Origin of the sequence: Lunatimonas salinarum, from assembly GCF_017811155.1 — a bacterium.
Classification (GTDB): domain Bacteria; phylum Bacteroidota; class Bacteroidia; order Cytophagales; family Cyclobacteriaceae; genus Lunatimonas; species Lunatimonas salinarum.
In genome coordinates this window covers 164770-187529 of record NZ_JACVCV010000002.1, presented here as the reverse complement: position 1 = coordinate 187529, position 22760 = coordinate 164770, and the positions used below count along the sequence as shown (strand labels likewise).

Here is a 22760-nt window from a genome sequence, read left to right as displayed (position 1 = left end):
AATTAGACAGCGGTTCCCGCCACTTCTTCCTTGATCCAATCGTAACCCTTTTCTTCCAATTCCAAGGCCAATTCTTTGGTTCCGGACTTGACAATCTGGCCTTTGTACAGCACATGCACATAATCGGGCACGATATAGTCCAATAAGCGCTGATAGTGGGTCACTACTATCGTTGCATTGTCTTTGGATTTGAGTTGGTTTACGCCATTAGACACGATCTTCAAGGCATCAATGTCGAGGCCTGAATCCGTTTCATCTAAGATGGAAAGTGTTGGCTCAAGAATAGCCATTTGGAAGATTTCGTTTCGTTTTTTCTCTCCTCCGGAAAACCCTTCGTTCAGTGATCGGCTTAAAAGTTTTTGATCAATTTCTACCAGTTTCATTTTTTCCTTCATCAACGAAAGGAATTTAACCGCGTCAAGTGGTTCTTGTCCTCGATACTCCCTTACTTGGTTTACCGCAGTACGTAGAAAGTTTGTAGAACTAACGCCGGGGATCTCCACCGGATATTGAAAAGCAAGGAATACACCCTCTCTGGCTCTATCTTCTGGGCTAAGTTCTAGCAGATCCTTTCCCCTAAAGATAACCTCTCCTTCGGTTACTTCGTATTCTTCCCTGCCCGCAAGTACAGAGGCCAATGTTGATTTTCCGGAACCATTGGGGCCCATGATGGCGTGTACCTCGCCTGCGTTTACTTCTAAGTTTATACCCCTGAGAATGGGAGTGCCTTCTATGGAGGCATGAAGATTCTTGATGCTTAGCATGATTGTTATGATGTTAGATTATCCTACACTACCTTCCAAGGTAAGTGCCAGTAATTTTTGCGCTTCCACAGCAAATTCCATGGGTAGCTGATTCAATACCTCTTTAGCATAGCCATTTACGATAAGTGCTACCGCGTCTTCGGTGGCGATTCCCCGTTGATTGCAATAGAAAATCTGATCTTCGCCGATCTTCGAGGTAGTAGCTTCGTGCTCAACCTTTGCACTGGTATTTGCAATATCTATATAGGGGAACGTATGTGCACCGCATTTCGATCCCATTAATAAGGAGTCACACTGCGAAAAGTTTCGGGCATTGGTAGCTCGTTTCATCACCTGTACTTGCCCCCGGTACGAATTTTGGGAAAAACCCGCAGAAATGCCCTTGGATACGATCCTAGATCGGGTATTTTTACCTATATGAATCATTTTGGTGCCCGTGTCCGCTTGTTGGTAATTGTTGGTCACGGCCACAGAATAAAATTCACCCACACTGTGATCTCCTTTGAGGATACAGGAAGGATATTTCCATGTGACGGCTGAACCCGTTTCTACTTGGGTCCAGGATATTTTGGAGTGATCTCCCGCACAAAGACCTCGCTTGGTTACAAAATTATAGATACCGCCTTTTCCATCTTTGTCGCCTGGGAACCAATTTTGTACCGTAGAGTATTTTACTTCCGCATGCTTTTCCGCATAAATTTCCACCACGGCTGCATGCAGTTGATTTTCATCCCGCTGTGGGGCAGTACATCCCTCTAGGTAGGATACATAGGAACCTTCTTCGGCTACTATCAGCGTACGCTCAAATTGACCCGTATTGGCTGCGTTGATCCTAAAGTAAGTGGAGAGCTCCATGGGACATCTTACACCCTTCGGGATGTAACAAAATGAACCGTCCGAAAATACCGCTGAATTGAGAGCGGCATAGTAGTTGTCCGAAATGGGAACCACGGATCCCAAATATTTTTTCACCAACTCGGGATGTTCTTGCACTGCTTCGCCAAACGAACAAAAAATAATTCCCAGTTTGGAAAGGGTGTCTTTAAAGGTGGTTCCTACAGAAACTGAATCCAACACTGCATCTACAGCGATGCCCTGAAGACGCTTTTGCTCATTCAGGGAAATACCCAGCCGCTCGTATATCTTTAGCAGTTCCGGATCAATTTCATCCAGCGATTTAGGCTTTTTTGCCTGCTTTGGTGCAGAGTAATAACGTAGTTTTTGAAGATCAATTTTAGGATACTTCACATTAGCCCAGCTTGGCTCATTCATATCTTCCCAGATTTTAAAAGCCTTCAGCCTCCAGTCAAGCAGCCATTCGGGTTCCTCCTTTTTTGCAGAAATCCAACGAATGATATCTTCGTTTAACCCAATGGGCGCCTCGTCCGCTTCATAGTTCACAGACCAGCCGTGTTCGTATTCCTTTGACGTGAATTCTTCTAAGATTTGGTTGTCTTTTGACATTTTCTGAGTTATTTAGACTAATTACATTCTACTGGACAAATATACAACGAATATCTAATTTATATTGTTCAGCAGGGTGCTAATTTCCTCAGAATATTTGCGTTTTAGATAATTATATAGTTGATTTTAAGTTAGTTGTGATATGTGAATAGGGTTTACAGCTTTTTGGCTCATCTTTAAAAAGGACTATTATTCATGGGTAACAGCCTATTTGAGTTTTATTTAGATTTAATCTAAATAACTAGACTCGACCACTCCTTATTTCGTGGGGTCAAACAGTTGAATGGGTCTGTTGATGCTTTCTTCTAATACGATGAGTGTTTCCGTACGGTCTATTCCCTCTACCTGCTGTATTTTATTAAGTACATCCCTTAAGTGGTTGGTGTCCTTGCAAATAATTTTGGCAAAAATACTGTAGTTGCCTGTCGTATAATAGGCATGGATTACCTCTGCGATTTCCTTGAGTCGCTCGATTACATTGTCATACAAAGAACTCTTTTCCAGATAGATTCCCAAAAACGCCGAGATGTCGTACCCTAGTTTGGAAAAATCTATGTTTAATGTGGCACTTTTGACGATGCCCATATCTTCAAGCTTTCGCATGCGTACGTGGACGGTACCCGATGAAACAAATACTTTTTTCGCAATTTCGGTATACGGGGTCTTGGCATCTTCATTAAGTAATGAGATGATTTTTAGGTCTATATTGTCAATGTCTAAAATTTTATCCATTTTTTTAAGTGTACTTTGTTGGTTCTAAAATAAAGATGGGGTTAAATTATTGATTTCTCAAAAAAAACGCAATCTTTTTTTTGATTCTAAACTGAATCGGTTTAATTTTAAAAATGAGGGTCAATCTGCAACCCGTCTTTTTGCATGGATTAGGCTGTTTTCTCAACTATTGCACTAAAATAGAAATAAGAGTCTGGACTCTACGGAATCGATTTTGGGTAGGTGCGCCGATTGGATGTTGAATGTTGTTCTTTTTGTTTTGATTACTTTGTGTAGATTTTTTATCCTTCAGGAGGGTAATCGAATGCTTTTATTTTTGTCTTGTCAGTTCAAGCTAGTATCTTAGATGACAATTTACCAATAAATCCTACTATCATGCGAGTACTTTCTTGCCCGGTATTTCGATCATCCGGTTTATACCCCTTATTAAACTTTCTTTGGCCAGTCGTATTCTTTTTTTTCGTTGCTTGTGAGCAGAAAACGGGGGATCTGGAATTATCGGGGGAGGGTGTACTTAGCTACAATTTTCACGTACGGCCTATACTTTCGGACAAGTGTTTTGCCTGTCACGGTCCCGATGCCAATAAGCGGGAAGCGGGATTGCGCTTGGATACGCCCGAAGGCGCTTATGCTGCATTAAAGGAAACTCCCTCTGTGCATGCGGTTATCCCGGGCAAGCCATCAGATTCGGAGTTGATTTCCCGCGTGTTTTCGTCGGATCCTTCTGATCAGATGCCTCCGCCGGAATCCAATCTTTCGCTTACGGATACGGAAAAGGATATATTACTCCGATGGGTAGAGCAAGGCGCTAATTACGAACCGCATTGGGCTTTTTTGGCTCCCGTAAAGTCAGAGGTTCCAATAGATCCAAAAGATAGCTGGTCCAAGAATGAAATTGACCGGTTTTTATGGGATCGAATGCAGCAGGAGGGGCTATTGCCGAATGAAGAGTCAGAAAGAAACTACTTGATGAAGCGGATCGCCTTGGACCTCACAGGTTTGCCACTTTCGCCGAAGGCACTGGAAGCCTACAAATCATTAAGTTCCGAAGAAGCGGTGGAGGCGCTGATTGATTCGCTTTTGCTCACTCCGGCCTATGCGGAGCGTATGGCTGGCTTTTGGCTCGACGTTTCCCGTTACTCGGATTCTTTTGGGTATCAAAACGACAATATCCGTACTCAGTGGCCCTATAGAGATTGGGTAATTCATGCGTTTCGGAAGAATATGCCCTACGACAAGTTTATTACCTGGCAACTGGCAGGGGATCTATTGCCTAATCCCACGAAAGAGCAGATTTTGGCTACTGGTTTTAACCGAAACCATAAGTATACGGAGGAGGAAGGGGTGATCGATGAAGAATACCGGGTGGAGTATGTAGTGGATAAGACCAATACGTTTTCAAAGGCGATCTTGGGGTTAACGATGGAATGCGCGCAATGCCACGACCACAAATACGACCCCGTTTCGCAGGAAGATTACTTTAGTTTGTATGCATTTTTCAATAACACACCCGAGAAGGGTTTTGAGGGAGGTGCGGGGTCTGCCGTTCGCTCCAAAACACCGCTGATGACGATTGAACCGGAAGATTTGGAGGGAATCCTGAATTTTGTCAATCACAAGGATACAACAAAGGTTGTGGTGTCGGTAATGGAGGAGTTTAAGGATACATTAAGGACTACCTATGTGCTCTCCCGTGGCGTCTATGATGCGCCGACTGACCAAGTTGTTTATCCACGTACACCCAACTCGGTATTGGCGTTTGACGAAAAGTATGCACCTAACCGCTTAGGCTTGGCGGAGTGGACCTTTTCACCGGAAAATCCACTGGCTTCCCGCGTTTTTGTAAATTTGATCTGGCAGGAGCTCTTCGGGAAGGGAATTGTTGCCTCCTCCGGGGATTTTGGGCTGCAAGGAGACCTTCCTACCCATCCGGAACTCTTGGATTGGCTAGCGGTGGATTTTCGCGAAAATGGTTGGGATATCAGGTACTTACTTAAAAAGATTATGCAATCGGCCGCATACCGGCAGTCTGGAAGACTTACGAAGGAAAAACTCGAGAAGGATCCTGAAAACGTATACCTCGCGCGTTTTCCTCGCTTGCGTTTGCCAGCAGAGCATATCCGCGACTTGGTGTTGGAAAGTAGCGGGCTTCTTGTCCACGAGTTGGGAGGCCCAAGCGTGAAACCCTATCAGCCACCTGGCCTTTGGGAAGCATCTTCATCAGGAAGGGGCGAACTCTCTGTCTATCGAATGGATAATGGAGATAAGCTGTATCGAAGAGGGATGTATACGTTTATTAAGCTAACACTGCCACCTCCTGCGCTGCTGCTTTTTGACGGCAGCAATAGGGACATTTGTCAGATAAGGCGAAACAGAACCAATACCCCTTTGCAGGCATTGGCCCTGCTGAATGATCCCATGGTGCTTGAGGCTTCACGGGTATTGGCATCTAACTTGGTGAAAAACCACACTTCCACCGAGGCTGCCGTGGAGGAAGCCTATTTAAGGATACTGGGAAGAGATCCCAAGCCGGAAGAATTGGCGCTTATGGTTGATTTTTACTTGCAGGAATATGAGCGTTTTCAGGGCGATCCGGACAAGGCCATGAAAATCATGGATGTGGGAAAGTACCCGCTTGAACCCTCCAAGGATTCATTCGCCGATGCGGCGATGATGCAAGTAATCGTGACGCTGTACAATCTAGAGGAGGCAACTACCAAAACTTAATTATAGTGTTTGGTCAGTTCTTCTAGGTTTTCGGCTGTTTCTCTATTCGGTGATTTATATTGGTGCTTTGTTAATGCTGGGAGCATTCGGATATGTGCGCCTACCAAAAGTATGCCGTTGTAGTTAGCTAGAAACTAAACTCCATTAAACTATACCGCTTTATGCTGGCAAAATGATCGCTCTGGCATAAAGCGGTAAAATACATTATATAGCTTCCTTCGGTTTGTTGGTATTTCTTTTTGATGAACCTCTAACAAGTAATGCGGCGTCCAACACTTTGATTTCCTTGGGGATACTTTCTGAATTATCACCGCTTTTGAGTTGTAGAATGAGGGTTTTCATAGCGGTTTCTCCCATTAGGTAGCCAGGATAGCTGATGGTGGTTAGGTTTGGTTCTACCATACGCGAAATGGTGTCGTTGTTAAATCCTACCAGGGCGATATCTTCCGGTACACGAACCCCTCGTTTTTTTAATGCGACGAGACAAGATGCGGCGCAATAGTCGTTGGATACCATCAGTCCGTCGGGCATCGGTTTCATTTTTACCAGTTTAGAGACCACCGCCTCGCCGGCTTCTTCGCTGAGGTCTGAGACCATCAGATCTGCTGCTTTTAGAGGGACCCCCCGATCACTAAGCGCCCTATGGAACCCTGCTAGCCGATCGGAGTATACATTGATATCTAAATTGCCCACCACGTGGGCAATTCTGTTACATCCTTGTTCAAGTAGGTGGGTAGTAGCTTCATAAGCCGCCTTTTCATTGTCGATGATCACACCTGAGATGTTCGGTTGCTTGGGTACCCGGTCAAAAAATACAATGGGAATCTCTTTTTTCCGAAAGGCCTGGAAGTGGTCGGTTTGCTCTGTATCTCCGGCCAAGGACACTATAAGGCCATCTACCCGGCTGTTAAACATCGTTTTGACATTGGCTACTTCTTTTTCCATCGATTCCAGGGATTGGCTGATGACCAAGTTGTATCCGGCCTCGCTCGCTACCTTCTCCATACCAGATAGCGCCGAAGATTGAAAAGGACTGTTTAGGCGCGGAACAATCACTCCGATATTGAAGGTATGTTTTCTGCGCAGGTTGGTAGCGAAGATGTTCGATTGATAGCCAAGCTTTTGGGCGGCCTCGAAGATTTTCTTCTTGGTTTTTTCTTTCACCCGAGGGTGGTTGCTTAGGGCCCTACTTACCGTGGTAGGAGATACTCCGATGTTTTCAGCTATGTCGTAGATAGTTATATCTTTTTTCATTGTCTTTGGATACTATCCGATCGATAAAATTGAAATATAGGCAATGAATATTTGGAATGAAACCGATTGCATAATTTTTTTAAATTATATTGTATTCAAGCAAATATATCTCTATGTTTACGATCGATAAAATTTATAGTCTTAAAAATCCCAAAATGATTCGTAAATTCTTGATCGTTGTTTTTTGCGGATTGCTTTTGACGGAAAGTCAACCAGTAATTGCTCAACGGATAGCTACGCTTGCCTTTGATTTGGAAGAAAACCCGGAGTTTGCATTTCCGGTTTCAGTGGACTTGGATGGGATTACCCATCTAGCCGATACACTTCTACAGTTGGTGGAGCTACATCAAGGGCGCACCCATTCTGTCCCCTATCAAATACACCGGGAGGGCAGCCGTCGCTTATATTGGATGGTGGAGCCAGGTAATTCTCCGGCCAATAGACGAACGTATGAGCTTCATCATCGGCAGGATGTACCCACTGCCGGTTCCCTGACGGTGGCGATGGATGAAAAGGCCATTTACATCCGAAAAAAAGGTAGAGATCTTTGGCAATACAACCATGCAGTGAAGCAACCACCGGCCGGGGTTAACCCCGCGTACGCCCGAAGTGGATTTGTGCATCCCATGTGGTCTCCCACCGGAAAGGCATTGACTCGCATTCAGCCACCCGATCATTATCACCACTATGGACTATGGAATCCCTGGACTAGGGCGGAATTTAGGGGGCAGACCATCGATTTTTGGAACTTGGCCGATAAACAAGGTACGGTTCGCTACGCCAATACCATTTCCCGGATCCAGGGGCCCGTATTTGCTGGTTATGAGGTATTGCACGAACACGTTGTGCTAAAGGAGCAGACGGAGCCGTTGGTAGCGATGGTTGAGCGACAGGGTACCCGCATATACAGCTTGGATGCCAACGATGATGTCTATTTGGCTGATATCACTATTGTGCTTAATGCTGCCACCAATGACCCTGTGGTATTAAAGGAATACCGGTATGGTAGCTTGGGCTGGAGGACTACCGAAAAATGGGATAGGTACAACAGCGAGGTAATTACGTCAGAAGGCAATACCCGCAAGGATGCCGATGGCACCCTTGCCACTTGGTGCATCGTGCAGGGGGAAATAGACGAGGATTATGCATCGGTTGTGATGATGTCTTTCCCTACCAATTACAACCACCCAGAGCCCTTGCGGATTTGGCCCGAAAACATGTACGATAGGGGTGATATGTACGCCAATTTCGCCCCTACCAAAAATATGGACTGGACCATTGAACCGGGCAAGCAGAACGTATTAAACTACCGGTTTCTGGTGTCGGCTAACAAGTTATCGGCCGAACAGGCCGAGCGGGCATGGCGCTACTTTGCCCATCCACCTAAGCCTAGTGTCACAATTCATTAAAAGCAACTCACCTATTTACAGTTTAATTTACTTATTGATCTACAAGTTTATATGATTCACTACAGAGTATTCCTACTGACATTGGTCACTTTCTTTTCGTCGCTTACACTTCTTCAGGCGGAGGATGTGCTAAAGGGAAAAAGAGTGTTGGTTTATACCAAAAACGGAGAGGGATTCGTCCACGATAACATACCCTATGCGGTGGAGTGTGTGAAGCGGCTAGGACAAGCGCACGGGTTTGAGGTGGAAGTGTCTGATAATCCGTCAATTTTTACGGACACCTATCTGAAAGGGATCGATTTCATGGTTTTTACCAGTACCAATAACGAGGTGTTCGATACCGATGAGCAGCGTTTAGCCTTTCGAAGGTATATGCAGGCCGGTGGAGGGCTCGTAGGTATCCATTCCGTGGTGGGTACCGAGCGGAAATGGGAATGGTTTAAGATGATGATTGGAGGACGCTTCGTTTGGCATCCAAGGTTTCAGAAATTCCGCATCAATAAGTTGGACCATAACCACGCATCTATGGAGGGTGTACCCAATGTGTGGGAAAAGGAAGATGAGTGCTACTTGATGCACGAGCTTTACCCTGGAATCCGCGTAATTATGGCGCACGATTTGGAATCCCTGAATAAGGATCAGGAGGAGCGTGTTCGAGAGCTGGCCGGAAACTTCGGGCGGTATTACCCAGCAGTATGGCATCAGGATTTCGATGGAGGCGTGGTTTGGGTAACGGCCCTGGGGCATCATATCAAGGATTACGAAGATCCCGAGTTCGTAAATCACATATATCAGGGAATGAAATACGTGTCCGGGAAAATTGGACCGCGAGATTACACTAAGGCGTATGCTACCGATCGGGATACACCCGTGCGTTTTCTATCCCATTGAACGAATTGAAACAAAATCTACTAACCTACATTTCGATGAAAGAGGAAACTAAAAGAAAGCTTTCTAGAAGAGGCTTTATGAAATCAAGTTCTAAGGGAGCCTTGGCCGCCACCTTTGCCGTTACCGGTTTTCCGACCATCGTTCCGGCCTCAGTCTTGGGCAAGCAAGCGCCGAGCAATAAGATCAACATCGGTCAGATTGGGTTCGGGCGTATTGCAATGACCCATGACCTACCGGAGACCATGAAAAATGAAATTGCAAGGGTGATTGCCGTGGCTGACGTCGACAGCAAGCGGGGACAACTTGGCAAGGAGTGGGTCGAAAAGCAGTATGCCCAGAAGTACAATAAGCCCAATTACGTAGACGTTCAGGTATATGATGACTACAAGGAAATGCTGTTACGAAAGGATATTGATGCGGTGATCATCAGTACCCCCGACCACTGGCATGCGCAGCCGGCAATGGAGGCGGCTCTATTGGGCAAGGACATCTACATGCAAAAGCCTACTTCACTTACCATATCGGAGGGTCGGGTAATGAGTGACACGATTCACCGTACCGGAGCCATTTTTCAAATAGGTAGTCAACAACGATCTGTGAATCCCTGGCCGCAGTTTAAACGTGCCTGCGAATTGGTACGAAATGGAAGGATTGGTGAACTTAAGCGGATCTTAGTCGGACTTCCAGGAGACCCTGCGGGAGGTAACCCGCAGGAAATGAGCGTCCCGTCAAACCTGAATTACGACATGTGGTTGGGATCTACGCCTATGGTGCCTTACACCTTGGATCGTGTGCATTCCCAGACGAATCTGAACGATCGTCCGGGATGGCTTCGCTGTGAGCAGTTTGGTGCAGGTATGATCACTGGATGGGGAGCCCACCACTTGGATATAGCTCATTGGGGCATGGGCACGGAATATACCGGTCCCGTCGAAATCGAAGCCAATGCTTCCTTTCCCACAACGGGACTTTGGGATGTGCATGGAGACTTTGAAGTTTCTGCCAAGTACGCCAATGGAGTGGAGATGTTGGTTAGCGGGGCTTACCCCAATGGGATTCGCTTCGAAGGTACCGATGGTTGGATCTTTGTAGCCCGTGGAAATGTAGGCGTAACAGCCTCAGATCCTGTTCCGGGAGGAAAGCCAAGTGATGCATTTAAGGCCAGCGACCAAAAGATTTTGACATCGGTCATTGGTCCAGATGAAATTCACTTGTATGAAAGCGAAGAGCACCATAAGAATTGGTTGGATTGCATCGTGAGTCGTCAGCAGACCATCACACCTGCAGAAGTAGCCCAACGATCTAACAGCGCCTGCTTGCTCTCCCATATAGCGATGAAATTGCCAAGAAAATTGTATTGGGATTCGGTTAGAGAACGTTTCAAAAATGACGACGAGGCCAATTCCATGCTTTCCAGGCCACAGCGATATCCCTACGGTGTGGACTACGTAATATAACTGATTGATTTCGAATTGAAACCATGGTTTTACCAAGTCAAGTCTCCTCAGCGAGAGTTTGACCTCGGTAAAGGCATGGTTTTTTAATTTGGTTTATCCCATAGATGGCTATTTAATCACAAAAAAGCATGAGTTCACTAGTGGAAACGTGGCGTTGGTTTGGCCCCAATGATCCCGTAAGTTTGTCAGATATTCGTCAGGCAGGAGCTAAGGGGGTAGTCACCGCCTTACATCATGTGCCACATGGACAGGTATGGAACCTAGAGGAAATACAGGAGCGAAAGGCGCTCATTGAGCAGGCGGGGCTTGAATGGACGGTAGTCGAAAGTGTACCGGTGCATGAAGCCATTAAAACAAGAAGTGCCGATTGCGAGAGATACCTGGAGAACTACCGTATTTCCCTGCGAAACCTCGCCGCTTGTGGGTTGCGCTTGGTCTGCTATAATTTTATGCCGGTGTTGGACTGGACCAGGACTGACTTGGCCATTACCTTGCCGAATGGTGCAAAGGCGCTTTACTTTGACTGGAGGGACTTAGCGGCCTTTGACCTGTACGTGTTAAAGCGTAAGGGAGCCTCGGAGGATTATAGACCGGAGGTTTTACGGCATGTGGAGGATCGATTTGCAAACATGAGCGAAGCTAGACGAGCGGAGCTCTCGGATATCATCCTGATGGGTGTTCCGACGGAAAAAGGAATTAGTTTGGAGCAGCTTCAAAGCAGCATTGACCAATATGCGGTCATAGGAAAACAAGGTCTACGGAATAACTGGACCTATTTCATGAAGGCAATAGGGCCTGTGTGCGAAGCGCATGGGATTACGATGACCATGCATCCGGACGATCCGCCCTATGCTATTTTGGGATTGCCTCGCATCGTATCAGACCTGGAAGATCTGGAGTACTTGGCGCATGCGGTACCTGATTCCTACAATGGCATTTGTTTTTGCACCGGTTCCCTTGGTGCAGGACCTTTTAATGACCTACCCGCCATACTGGATCGCATTGGAGAGCGGGTGGAATTTGTTCACCTACGGAATGTTAGAAGAGACGGAATAGGAAATTTCTATGAATCAGATCATTTGGATGGCGATGTAGATATGGTAAAAGTGATGGATAAACTGCTTCAGCTAACAAACAAGAGAAATTCTCCGTTGCCTTTTCGGCCAGATCATGGCCATCAAATGCTGGATGACCTCCATAAAGTCACCAACCCCGGGTACTCGGCCATTGGTCGATTGAAGGGATTGGCTGAGTTGCGAGGGTTGATAGCGGGGCTTGGGGCGGAATAACAGGTTTACGACTATTTTAACACAAGGGTAGGTTTATCTATGATGGACTTACCTTTTTTATGCGACTCGTAGGCATAAGAATCTAAAATCCATTTCGGTAATCGGAAAATCGGTCATCCTTCTTTCTAAATTCGAATAATGTCGTAATTTAAAAGCTTGAAACGAGATCATTAACCCAACGAATTTTTATGAGTAACCCAAAAACCATCATTGTCAGAGATCATTTATTGGATTCCTATCGGGATGTGTATACCTCCGAAGTGCTCGCTGCCCTGGAACAAATGGCTCCCTTTAACCAAGAGGTAAAAGCATTGATGAGCAAGCGCTTGGAACGAAGAAGTAGACGGTCGAGGGAGAGAGAACGAATTGGTTTCTTGGAAGATCACGAAACTATTGGTGGAACTTCGATACGAGTAAAGGATGCCCGTGCGGGAAATTTTGAGGGATCCATAGTACCCGCGGACCTGCAACGTCAGTGGATACAGGGTACTGGTCCTGGGGCTAAGCCGGGGGCATCGTTGGAGAGCAGTATCCGGAATGTGGCGTACGCGTTACTATCCGGTGCAGATGGTTGGATGTTTGATGGAGAGGATGCTTTGGGGCAAACGGGAACCATGTCATTGGACAATCAGCGAAACCTAAAGCTTGCTATTCATCAGGATCCGCTCTTTCTTTCCGTTGCCGAGCAAGTAGCCCGGCAGATGAATGATTGGTCTCAGTCTTTTTTTGGAGAAGCAAAAATTACAGACTGGAAAAGTCAGTTGGGATTTACCACCAAAATATTCCGGGCTAGAGGACTGCATCTGGATGATAGGCATATCCGAGAGGTTGGAGGACGGTCTTTTGCTGCGTCCATTGCAGACCTCACGCTGTATGTTACCAATAATTACCGGAGACTTATTGACACAGGCGCTTCCATTGTACTCTACTTGCCAAAGATTCAGACGGCTGAAGAAGCGGCGCTTTGGAACCGGATGATTACCGCCCTGGAGGGATGGTTGGGCTTGGTAGAGGGGGCTGTAAAGGTTTATGTACTCGTAGAGCAGTTGGAAGCCACTTATCAACTTATGGAGATTCGTGCGGCATTGGGAAAGCATTTCGTCGGCTATAACACTGGACGGTGGGATTATATCAACAGCGTCTCGGATGCATTGGCGTGGAAGATGGATTTTATCAATCCCAATATTGAGTCCATAGGAATGACCTATGGATATATGAGGAACTACGAAGACCGTGTCCGTAGGGCTGTGAACACTCCAGACATAAACGGGAATTTTGCTTTATGGCAGGGCGGTATGGAGCCGAATATTCCGGTTGGTTCTAAAGAAGGGGTTACTTCGAGTATGGAAAAAGCAGTGGCCGGTGCGGAACGGGAACAACGTGAAGGGGCAAGCGGCAAGTGGGTGGCTCACTGGAAAATGGTCCATATTGTGCGGCCTGTATGGGAAAAAGTAGGCCAGGATAATCAAATGGGGCGTACTTTTCCACCTCTAACCTATAATCAGGAAGATGCAGACGGCCTGATTTTGCTGGAGACTGCACCACGGAATATCCGGGGTGCCCGCAATCTGATAAGCGTGGCGGTACAGTACGGCAATGCCTTTGGTCAGGGCATGCAGGCGGCTGCATTGAAACCTGCTGATTTTTTTGGAAACGAAGATGTACTGTATCTGATGGAGGATATGGCTACCGGCGAGATAAGGTTGAGCATACTTTGGGAATGGGTTCACAAGCAGGCCCAGCTAACCGAAGATGATGACGAGTCTGGTGTGAAGGCCGGTACATTGTTTACCTTAGAGCTATTCAGGAAATTACTTGCGGAGGAATATGAAAAGCTGTTGAAAGCAGATGATAAGGATGTGCATAATAGTTCCAAATCAACCACCTTGCCGATTGCGCGGGAAATTGCAGAAATTTACGTCGCAGAGCAACAAAAAATCCCATGGTTCATTGATTTGCTAAACATCAACCTCAATAATTTAGATTTGGATTTGGCGAAGGAGCGTATCGCAGAGTACCTGAAAACCTGGAAGGAGAAAAATGATCGAATCACGGAAAACTTGGATTTTCGGGTGTAATCGGACTATTGCTCAAAAGCTAGCCTTATGTCACTGACCGGATTGTTTTTATTTTCCAGCTTACCTATTGCGGTTGCCGCCATCATGTTGGTAGGTTTCCGGGTTTCTGCCCGGTTGACGATGCCGATTACCTTTCTACTGACCGTAGTTGTAGGATGGGTCGTTTGGGAAATGCAATGGATACAGGTGATAGCCTCTGTAATCCAGAGCCTCTTTATCACTTTTGATATTCTTTATATCGTATTTGCGGCGATTTTGTTGTTGAACTTTTTAAAACATTCTGGTGGGGTGGAGGCTATTAGGCGCGGATTTGCCGGAATTAGCCCCGATCGTCGTGTGCAAGTGATACTAATAGCCTGGTTGTTTGGGTCCTTTATTGAAGGAGCCGCCGGTTTTGGAACCCCTGCTGCTATAGTAGCGCCGCTTTTGGTGGCGTTGGGGTTTCCCGCATTGGCTGCTGTGGTATTGGGGATGATGGTTCAAAGTACAGCGGTCACCTTTGGGGCCGTGGGTACACCCGTTTTGGTGGGAGTCCGGGGAGGACTGCAAAATCCCCAATTGGACGCATTGTTGGCAAGTGGCGGCTATTCGTTTTCCGATGTCCTGCAGGCAGTTACCGTGAATGCAGCTATCACCCATGCATTGGTAGGTTCTTTAATGCCATTTTTGATGGTGTTGATGCTCACTAGGTATTTTGGAAAGAACAGGTCTTGGAAGGAAGGGCTGGAGATGTTTCCTTTTGCGCTGTTTGGTGGGCTATCCTTTACAATACCTTATGTACTTACGGGTGTGTTACTGGGACCGGAATTTCCGTCGTTGCTTGGCTCTCTGGTAGGGATGGTCATAGTTGTTTTTGCGACGAAAAAGGGATTTTTGCTTCCCCAAAAGGAATGGGAGTTGGCAGATAGGGCGGAGTGGCCAGCCAATTGGCTTGGTAGTTTGGAATTTCGAATAGGAGCGCATCAAAGGGAGCTTTCGATCGGAAGGGCTTGGATGCCCTACGTATTGCTTGCACTATTACTCGTAATCAGCAGACTGCCCAATTTGCCGGTAAAGTCCCTTTTGACTTCTTTTACGGTGAGTTGGGAACAAATCTTAGGCACTGGGATAGCTGCCAGCAGCACGCCGCTTTATCTTCCAGGTACCATCATCCTGGTGGTTTGTTTGATTACGTACTTTATTCATGCCATGAAATCGTATCAGGTAAAGCTGGCACTGTCAGAAAGTGCGTCCATGATCTTCAAAGCAGGTTCTGTACTGCTTTTTGCGGTTGCCATGGTGCGGGTTTATATTAATTCGGGTGAAAATGCGCTGGAGCTTGTTTCCATGCCGATTTTAATGGCGGAGTGGACCGCTTCGAAGGTAGGGCAGGTATATCCCTTTTTTGCTCCAGTCATTGGAGCCTTGGGGGCATTTATTGCAGGCAGTAATACGGTAAGCAATTTGATGTTCAGCTTGTTTCAGTATGGGGTGGCAGACAGACTTGACATGGCGCCTTCTTGGATTATCGCGTTGCAGGCGGTGGGTGCTGCCGCCGGTAATATGGTGGCCATACATAACGTAGTCGCGGCTTCCGCAACGGTGGGCTTATTGGGAAGCGAAGGGATGGTTTTGAGGAAAACGATTGTCCCCACGATGTATTACCTGGTTTTTACCGGGCTCATCGGGCTACTTCTGATTGGGTTTTGGGATGCGACTGACTTTTTGATGCAGCTAAATGCAGGTCGATAGGAGTTAGTTCTGAAGAAAGCGGGATGGGAATTGTATTATTGATTAGTAGATCATTATATTCGGTTTTTCTGACCGAAGGTATGCTGCAAGAAAAAACCTACCCGCAACCCCTTCTAATAGAAAAAGTATCTTCAAAAATCTGACAATGAAAACGGTAATTACGGGGGAAATCATCGGTTTGGAACGGGTACAGCCGGTTAAATGGTTCGATCAGTTTGGTGCTATAATGGCAAGATGGGGCGAGGAGGAAATAGCTTGGCAGGAGTTTGGCGGAAAGGGTTTTCAATTGCTTTTGCCGCCTGAACAAACCTGGGATGCGTTAATTTGGATCAAGGCAGCGGTTCGGTCCTTTCAAGGTTTAGATGTGCGAATGGGTGTGGGAGTAGGGGAGGTTTCCGATCCCTCCGAAGGAAATGACGAATTCCACAGGGAAGCATTTGAGCACTCGTTGGAAGCTTTTGGACGACTGAGGCCATTACGTCAATTCTTGGTATTCAAAAGCCGCTGGCTTGATCTGGATAAGGAGGTAAATCTCACGTTTAAGTTGGTGTTGACTATCATGAACACGTGGAGTCCCGTCTCCTGTGAGGCCATTTTGGAGAAAATGGAGTTTGCGCACCTTTCCCAAAAGGAGCTTGGTGTCCGTTTGGGCATTTCCCAGCATGCCATCAGTACCCGGTTTAGCCGCGCGCAGTTTGATATCATTCTGGAATGGGCAGCATTTTACAGGGAAAAATTAATGGGCGGCATTTAGTGGCCGGCATGTTTTTAATGGCTTATGCAGTCAATTTGATTTTTCGGCTAGCAGAGCTGTGTGTTTACACCGATGCGTTTGCTTAAGATTCCTGACAGACCTCTCCGGGGCTGGGAGGACGTCCCCAGCCTGGTCGATAGGTATGGTTTAATTTATGCTGCTGCCGCTTCTCTGGCGTTGAAATCAGCATAAGCCTAATTTAACCCGAAGGAGCGGGATTAGCAGTAGGACCCTGAAAAATGGATAAATTGCATCAGTGGTAGGAATCGTTGTTGGGCGAATGCCTACTTTTGGGCCGAAAGTGAACAGCATGATGAAAATTAAGGGCGGTGATCTGCCTATTGTAGATGTGTTGATTCCTGCCTATAACGAAGAAGGGTCGATTGGCAAAGTGATCCTAGCCATTCCAAAGGCGGTACGTCACATCGTGGTGGTCAATAACGGTTCGGAAGATCAGACGGCCCAGGTGGCAGCAAAGGCTGGTGCTTTGGTGGTGGATGAACCGCGAAAAGGATATGGTCAGGCCTGCCTCGCAGGAATGGAATTTTTAAAGCATCAAGGGGTAGCCCCCGAGATACTAGTTTTTCTGGATGGTGACTACAGCGACTTCCCGGAACAAATGGGAGAGATCATTCGCCCTATCTTGCAGGAAGGAATGGACATGGTGATTGGTTCCCGTGCGCTAGGCAATAGGGAAACAGGGTCAATGACCCTTCCGCAGGTATTCGGTAATTGGCTTTCCACCACGCTGATGCGGTGGATTTACGGGACGAAATATACGGATTTGGGCCCCTTTCGGGCGATCCGATGGGAAGCGTTGTGGGAGCTTGGGATGGTGGATAGGAATTATGGCTGGACGATCGAGATGCAGATCAAAGCAGCAAAGAAGGGAATGAAGACCACCGAAGTCCCGGTGGATTACCGCCAACGGATTGGTGTTTCGAAAGTAAGTGGAACGGTGCGCGGTGTATTTGGAGCTGGATACAAGATTCTCTGGACTATTTGGAAGTATCGGTAATAGTATTCAAGAAACTGGCTCCACAAAAAACGTCAGCAAATAAAAAACCCGGAGCACTGTGCCCCGGGTATTTTTAATCTTTATTTAAACTGAATATCAGTTTCCTGGATCCTCAATCGTAGTCAATGGTGGCACATTGTTTTCGAAGCCGGAATAACCCTTATTTTGATTGATCTGCCCCATGGTGTTGGTGTTAATAGCGTTGGCTGGAATTGGCCAAAGCACATGGTATGGACTCATGGTGTAAGTATCACCATGCCGGGTAAACACACCTTTGTTGTAGTAGTCTGTTACCGACATGATGCGGTCATAATAGTAGTTGTCCTCCGAGAAGCTGGTCATGTTATAGGTTTTTCCATTTGGGGCCTGAATACCAGTCTTTGCAAAGATGAAGGCAACTCGGGTCAGTTCTGTATTTCGGGGTTCTTCGTAATACAATTCTCTGGCCCTTTCGTCCAGTATGGTCGATATGTTGACCTGATCCGGGGTATAAGGTGCCGCGCCTGCGCGGGTTCTAACGGCATTTACATCCGCCGCAGCGGCTGCGGCATTACCTTTCCACATATGCGCTTCTGCCCGTAGTAGATAGGACTCGGCAAGACGGAAAATATACCAATCGCTATGTCCTCCTGCCGGCCGAATGGCTTGGGGCTGAGGAACAAACACTTTGTAGTGGGGCCAGGAAAACCAGCTTCGGATGGTATCCACGACTAGGACCTGACCTTGCTCATTCCTAAATTGTAGCGGTTTGCCGTAGTACTCATCGGTTCCTTGTATGCCTGGGTTGTTGTATACCAGATCTTCCATATTCATCCAGTTGCCAGGTGCATGCCGTAGGTCATTTTCATCATCCCAAATCATGCTCTGATGGTACCAAGTGCCCCTCATTCTTCCAATTCCGCGACCGTAGTTGGTCACGTGGTCAAACTCGATTCCAGGTTGATCAATGGTACCCCGGTTTCCGTTAGGCGTATTGATATTCGTAATCCAGAAGGGTACAGCTTGACGCATGGAGGACATGCCTCCAGAGTTACCGTCGGTATCCACCCGATCCATTACCATAAGAATCGCTTCTTTGTTTGCATTAAGTGATTTGTTTTCAGGTCGATGCAAATCCCAAACGACGTTTTTGCCCGGATAGCTGGAAACCGCTCCAAATCGTTCGGTCATTAACGCATATTGTCCCCCGTCTATTAACCTGGATGCAGAAGCGATGGCATCGTCAAATTCACCAAGTGCCAGGTTTACTTTCGTCAACAAATGCTGAATAGCACCCTTCTGCACCTGTCCTCTATCCATTACCTCGGGAACCCAAGGTTCGGCCCATTCCAAGTCTGCTTTCATTTTACGAAGAATCACTTCTCTGTCGGTTGAAAAGAAATCCAACTTAGGCTGTCTCATCTCTTCAAGTATGAGGGGAACATCCCCAAACTGATGGGTCAGTCGATAATAGCGCAATGCCCGGTGAAAGTAAGCGGTGCCCAATATGTGGTTCTTTTCTGCCTCAGACTCGTAATCTGTTGGGTCTTCGATCCGAGAAATTACCGTATTGGCGTATTTGATTCCATTATATCCCTCATACCAATACCAACCTATTCGGTTAAAATCCGCACTGTTTAGGTTCGCATCTGGGGTTATCAGCAGGTTGAGGTCCTGTGCCGGTCCGGACTTATCCGTGGTACCTTCTACGGCTACTTCCGAAAAGATGTGTTCGGTAAGTATGGGGGGGCCATCACCGGTGTATTCGTGGCGCAGATTTCTTTCGCAGGCTACCAAAGCACCCCAAAGCCCACTGGCGGAATTGAAGGTGTTTTCGGGTGCATAAAAGGAAAGGGGTTGTGGTGTAAGCCACTCGTCGTCACAGGAAGGAGTCACCAAAAGGACGAATATCCCAAGTATCCAATGAAGGGGCTTTATATGATTTCGTTGATTTTTCATGATTCAGCAAATTTTTTGGTCCAACAATTACAGGGTAATGTCTAATCCCAAGGTAAATTGCCTAGGGGTAGGTGCGGCGGTCTCCGGATCCCAGAAGTTGAATTCAGGTGCGAAGAAACCGAGGTTTCGGATGTTTCCATAAAAGCGGACATTTTGGATTCCAAATGGCTCGATCATCTTTCTAGGGATGCTATAAGCCATGGAAACGTTTTCGAATCGAACAAAGGAACGCTTCACGTAGACATTCAGTGGACTGGATCCACCTTGGCTGGAATAGAGCCTCGCCCACTCGTTGTTGGGGTTTTCTTCCGTCCAGTAGGGAAGTATGTGTGAATTGGATCGATCTAGGAAGCCCTGTCTGTTTTGGCGCTGATTGAAGGTGCCCATATGCCCCAAGTAAGCATACATCATGAAAGATATATCAAAGTTATTGAACAACTTGAACTCATTTCTTAAACTCCATCGTGAGCGAGGTTGTGTAAACCCTAGGAACTGTCGGTCGGCATTGGTGAAAACTCCGTCGTTATTCACGTCCTCTACTTTAAAGTCACCTGGCCGCACGCCATAATCCGATGCCTGTTCAGCTTCATCCGATTGCCAAATACCCTGAGTCCTATAATCCCATATCTGATCGATCGCTTTCCCTATAAACCAACGGTTTCCTATATCATCCAATTCTCTACCGTTTTCATCTAGGTCTCCATATAGGCTGACAATCTCATTACGATTCAGCTGAAAATTCAAATTGGAACGCCAAGTGACATTTGTCCTGTTTAAGTTAAGTGAATTCAAAGTTAATTCTACCCCACGGTTACGGACTTCTCCCAGGTTGTCCCACACAAAGTTAAATCCAAGGATATCAGGCAAGCTACGTTGTACCAGGAGATCCGTTGTGGACATGTCGTATAACTCCAACGTACCATCAAGCACACTGCTAAACAATGAGAAGTCCAATCCCACATTTACCGATGTGGTTCTTTCCCAACGTAGGTTTCGATTTTCCATCGAGTTAACGTAGAGTTGGCTCACGAAATACAATTGTCCGCTGGGTCGTTGGTAAAAATATTTTCCGGTTTGCAGATTGGATAGTGCGGCATACCGGCCAATATCCCGGTTACCGTTGCTTCCCCAGGATACCCGTAGTTTTCCATAATCCAGCCAAGGTATATTGACGAAATCCTCATCCGTAAACAACCAGGCGAATGCGGCGGAAGTAAAAGTAGCCCTGGGATTGCTTTGGCCGAACGCAGAGTACCCGTCTCTCCTTACCGAAAAGGTAGTTACGTATTTATCTTTAAGCGAGTAGATTACCCTGCCCATCAAGGCATCAGCCGTGTGCGTACTGTCATTGCTCGATATAATTGGATTTATACCAGCTCCAATGTTATGATATCCTAATCTATCGTGGGGTTCAAAACCATTATTGGTCATTGAGTTGTCCCATACATTGAATTTTTCGGCATTTGCCAATAATGTTACATCGAAATTATGAACATTATTGATGTTTTTGTTCCAGCTTAGGATATTATCTATTTGCCAATAATATACTTTACGCTGGCGCCGGGTAGCTCTTCCTCCCATGGGAGCGAAATCTTGGTGCTCTGCGGATTCGTGGTTGTAGTATTCAAAAAATTCGTACCTAGGAGTGAAGTTACTCCTGAATTTTATACCAAAGGGCAGGTCAACTGTTGCGTAAAGTGTTGAATTGATGGTGGTTTCCTTTTGTAGCCGATTGGTATACCCGGGGGTATAATAGGGGTGGCGCCCGCCGCTGACTTCTTCATTAGGCATAAAACGAAGACTTCCATCTTCCATAAACGGTTCCGCCCAAGGGGAAAGATTCACGAGGTTGCCCCAAGCTACCGGTATTTGGCTTTCGTCTCTATCGGCAAATTGCGTATTCATGCCTACTGTTAGCCATTTGTTAACATTTCCCTCAATATTAAATCGGCTTCTTATGGTAGTGAATTTGTCTCCAACGATCAGTCCGTCATTGTCTAAGTAGCCCATAGACCAATAGTATTGAAAGTCTTCGCTTCTTCCAGCCAAGCTGACCGTGTGGTCTTGGCGCAGGCCGTTTTGAAACATCATGCTATACCAGTCCGTTTCCTGTCCGCGCTTATAGTTGGCGATTTCCAGCGGTTGCATGTTAAGCCGTTGCAGCCATACAGTTTCCGGATCGCCCTCAGACCCATCGTAGCTCATCCATGTTTCTAGTGAAATGTCGGAGGGGAGGTTGTTTGGATTGGAGAAACGATAGGGTTCGTAACCACCTGCGAAAATGGATTTCATTACATCCTCACGCCAAGCGATAAACCCCGCACCATCGTATACCCGCTCGTGTTTGGACATGCCCTGCGTGCCCCAGTTGGTGTTGATTTTGATCGTGGGTTTGCCCAGCGTCCCCCTTTTGGTGGTGATCAGGATTACACCATTCGCCGCCTTGGCTCCAAATACTGCAGCAGAGGAAGCATCTTTCAATACATCCAAGGTCTCGATGTCGTTGGGGTTGATATCCGCCAACTGCCCATAATAAATGGCTCCATCCAATACAATCAATGGACTGCCGCCTGCATTTAGGGATGTTCTTCCCCGTACTTCCAGTCCGCCTCCACCTTTTGCGGATGTATTCAAGCCCACATTTAGACCAGCAGCATTACCTCGTAAGATATCCTGTATAGAGTTTGGGTTTTCATTTTCGAGGCGAGTAGCCGTAACGGAGGAAACTGCACCTGTTAAATCTCTTTTCCGGGCCGTACCGTATCCGATCACAACGACCTCTTCCAGAGATGCCATGTCAGACATCAAGGTGATATTCAGTTCACTTTGATTGGTGATTTGGATCACCTGCGTGACAAAGCCTACATAGGAAATGGTGATTTCGGATCCCTCGGGAACCGTCAGGCTGTATTTGCCGTCAATATCTGTGACGGTACCTACGCCAGTGCCCGCAATAAACAGCGTTACGCCCGGGATGGGTTCGCCATCCTCGTCGGTAATGGTTCCTGTGACCGTGACATCTGCCTCGCTAATATAGGTGTCAGGTATTGTTGACAGCGCTTTCGTAGTTGGAACAGCAGCGCCCAACTCTTGATGGAGACCAATCACGGCTCCGATCGACAAGTAAACCAAGCCATTTAAAGCCCAGTTTCGTTTGGGTATGATTTTTTTCATATACTTTGAGTTTATTAATTAATTTGAACTTCATTACAGATTTTCTCGAGTGGTTTATCTCATAGTCGACTGATTATTAG

Annotated in this window: 15 protein-coding genes; 9 read left to right on the top strand and 6 right to left on the bottom strand. The window is 46.6% G+C overall.

What is annotated here, in order from left to right:
• Positions 1-2: 2 nt before the first annotated feature.
• The 3 genes from sufC to IAQ59_RS02760 form a co-directional block, all read right to left on the bottom strand.
• Entirely contained in the window at positions 3-764 is a 762-nt protein-coding gene (sufC, locus tag IAQ59_RS02770) for a Fe-S cluster assembly ATPase SufC (protein ID WP_209329250.1), read from the bottom strand.
• Between the two features lie 18 nt (positions 765-782).
• Positions 783-2228, bottom strand: a complete 1446-nt coding sequence (sufB, locus tag IAQ59_RS02765) for a Fe-S cluster assembly protein SufB (protein ID WP_209329249.1) — start codon at positions 2226-2228, stop codon at positions 783-785.
• A gap of 258 nt (positions 2229-2486) precedes the next feature.
• Positions 2487-2960, bottom strand: coding sequence for an Lrp/AsnC ligand binding domain-containing protein (locus tag IAQ59_RS02760; RefSeq protein ID WP_209329248.1), 474 nt, complete (start codon positions 2958-2960; stop codon positions 2487-2489).
• Between the two features lie 375 nt (positions 2961-3335).
• On the opposite strand from IAQ59_RS02760, the gene IAQ59_RS02755 reads away from it, so the two are divergent.
• On the top strand, positions 3336-5687 hold the full coding sequence (locus IAQ59_RS02755) for a PSD1 and planctomycete cytochrome C domain-containing protein (protein WP_209329247.1): 2352 nt from the start codon (positions 3336-3338) through the stop codon (positions 5685-5687).
• A gap of 204 nt (positions 5688-5891) precedes the next feature.
• On the opposite strand, the gene IAQ59_RS02750 is transcribed toward IAQ59_RS02755, so the two are convergent.
• Entirely contained in the window at positions 5892-6941 is a 1050-nt protein-coding gene (locus IAQ59_RS02750) for a LacI family DNA-binding transcriptional regulator (protein WP_209329246.1), read from the bottom strand.
• Between the two features lie 155 nt (positions 6942-7096).
• On the opposite strand from IAQ59_RS02750, the gene IAQ59_RS02745 reads away from it, so the two are divergent.
• The 8 genes from IAQ59_RS02745 (at position 7097) to IAQ59_RS02710 (ending at position 17568) form a co-directional block, all read left to right on the top strand.
• Positions 7097-8350, top strand: coding sequence for a DUF6807 domain-containing protein (locus IAQ59_RS02745; protein WP_209329245.1), 1254 nt, complete (start codon positions 7097-7099; stop codon positions 8348-8350).
• Positions 8351-8401: 51 nt separating this feature from the next.
• Entirely contained in the window at positions 8402-9241 is an 840-nt protein-coding gene (locus tag IAQ59_RS02740) for a ThuA domain-containing protein (protein WP_209329244.1), read from the top strand.
• Positions 9242-9276: 35 nt separating this feature from the next.
• Positions 9277-10698 (top strand): Gfo/Idh/MocA family protein, encoded by a 1422-nt coding sequence (locus tag IAQ59_RS02735; protein ID WP_209329243.1) that lies wholly within the window; start codon positions 9277-9279, stop codon positions 10696-10698.
• Positions 10699-10826: 128 nt separating this feature from the next.
• Entirely contained in the window at positions 10827-11987 is a 1161-nt protein-coding gene (gene uxuA, locus IAQ59_RS02730; protein ID WP_209329242.1) for a mannonate dehydratase, read from the top strand.
• A 188-nt stretch (positions 11988-12175) separates the two neighbouring features.
• Complete coding sequence (locus tag IAQ59_RS02725; RefSeq protein ID WP_209329241.1) at positions 12176-14065, top strand: aldolase/citrate lyase/malate synthase family protein; 1890 nt, start codon at positions 12176-12178, stop codon at positions 14063-14065.
• Positions 14066-14092: 27 nt separating this feature from the next.
• Positions 14093-15796, top strand: coding sequence for an L-lactate permease (locus IAQ59_RS02720; RefSeq protein ID WP_209329240.1), 1704 nt, complete (start codon positions 14093-14095; stop codon positions 15794-15796).
• Between the two features lie 145 nt (positions 15797-15941).
• Positions 15942-16550 carry a hypothetical protein gene (locus IAQ59_RS02715; RefSeq protein WP_209329239.1) on the top strand — a complete coding sequence of 203 codons (609 nt, stop codon included), beginning with the start codon at positions 15942-15944 and terminating at the stop codon, positions 16548-16550.
• A gap of 310 nt (positions 16551-16860) precedes the next feature.
• A complete protein-coding gene (locus IAQ59_RS02710; protein WP_209329238.1) occupies positions 16861-17568 on the top strand; it encodes a glycosyltransferase family 2 protein in 708 nt (235 codons plus the stop codon).
• A 96-nt stretch (positions 17569-17664) separates the two neighbouring features.
• Here IAQ59_RS02710 and IAQ59_RS02705 read toward each other — a convergent pair whose 3' ends face one another.
• A complete protein-coding gene (locus IAQ59_RS02705; RefSeq protein ID WP_209329237.1) occupies positions 17665-19506 on the bottom strand; it encodes a RagB/SusD family nutrient uptake outer membrane protein in 1842 nt (613 codons plus the stop codon).
• A 27-nt stretch (positions 19507-19533) separates the two neighbouring features.
• Positions 19534-22680, bottom strand: coding sequence for a SusC/RagA family TonB-linked outer membrane protein (locus tag IAQ59_RS02700; RefSeq protein WP_209329236.1), 3147 nt, complete (start codon positions 22678-22680; stop codon positions 19534-19536).
• Positions 22681-22760 lie beyond the last annotated feature (80 nt).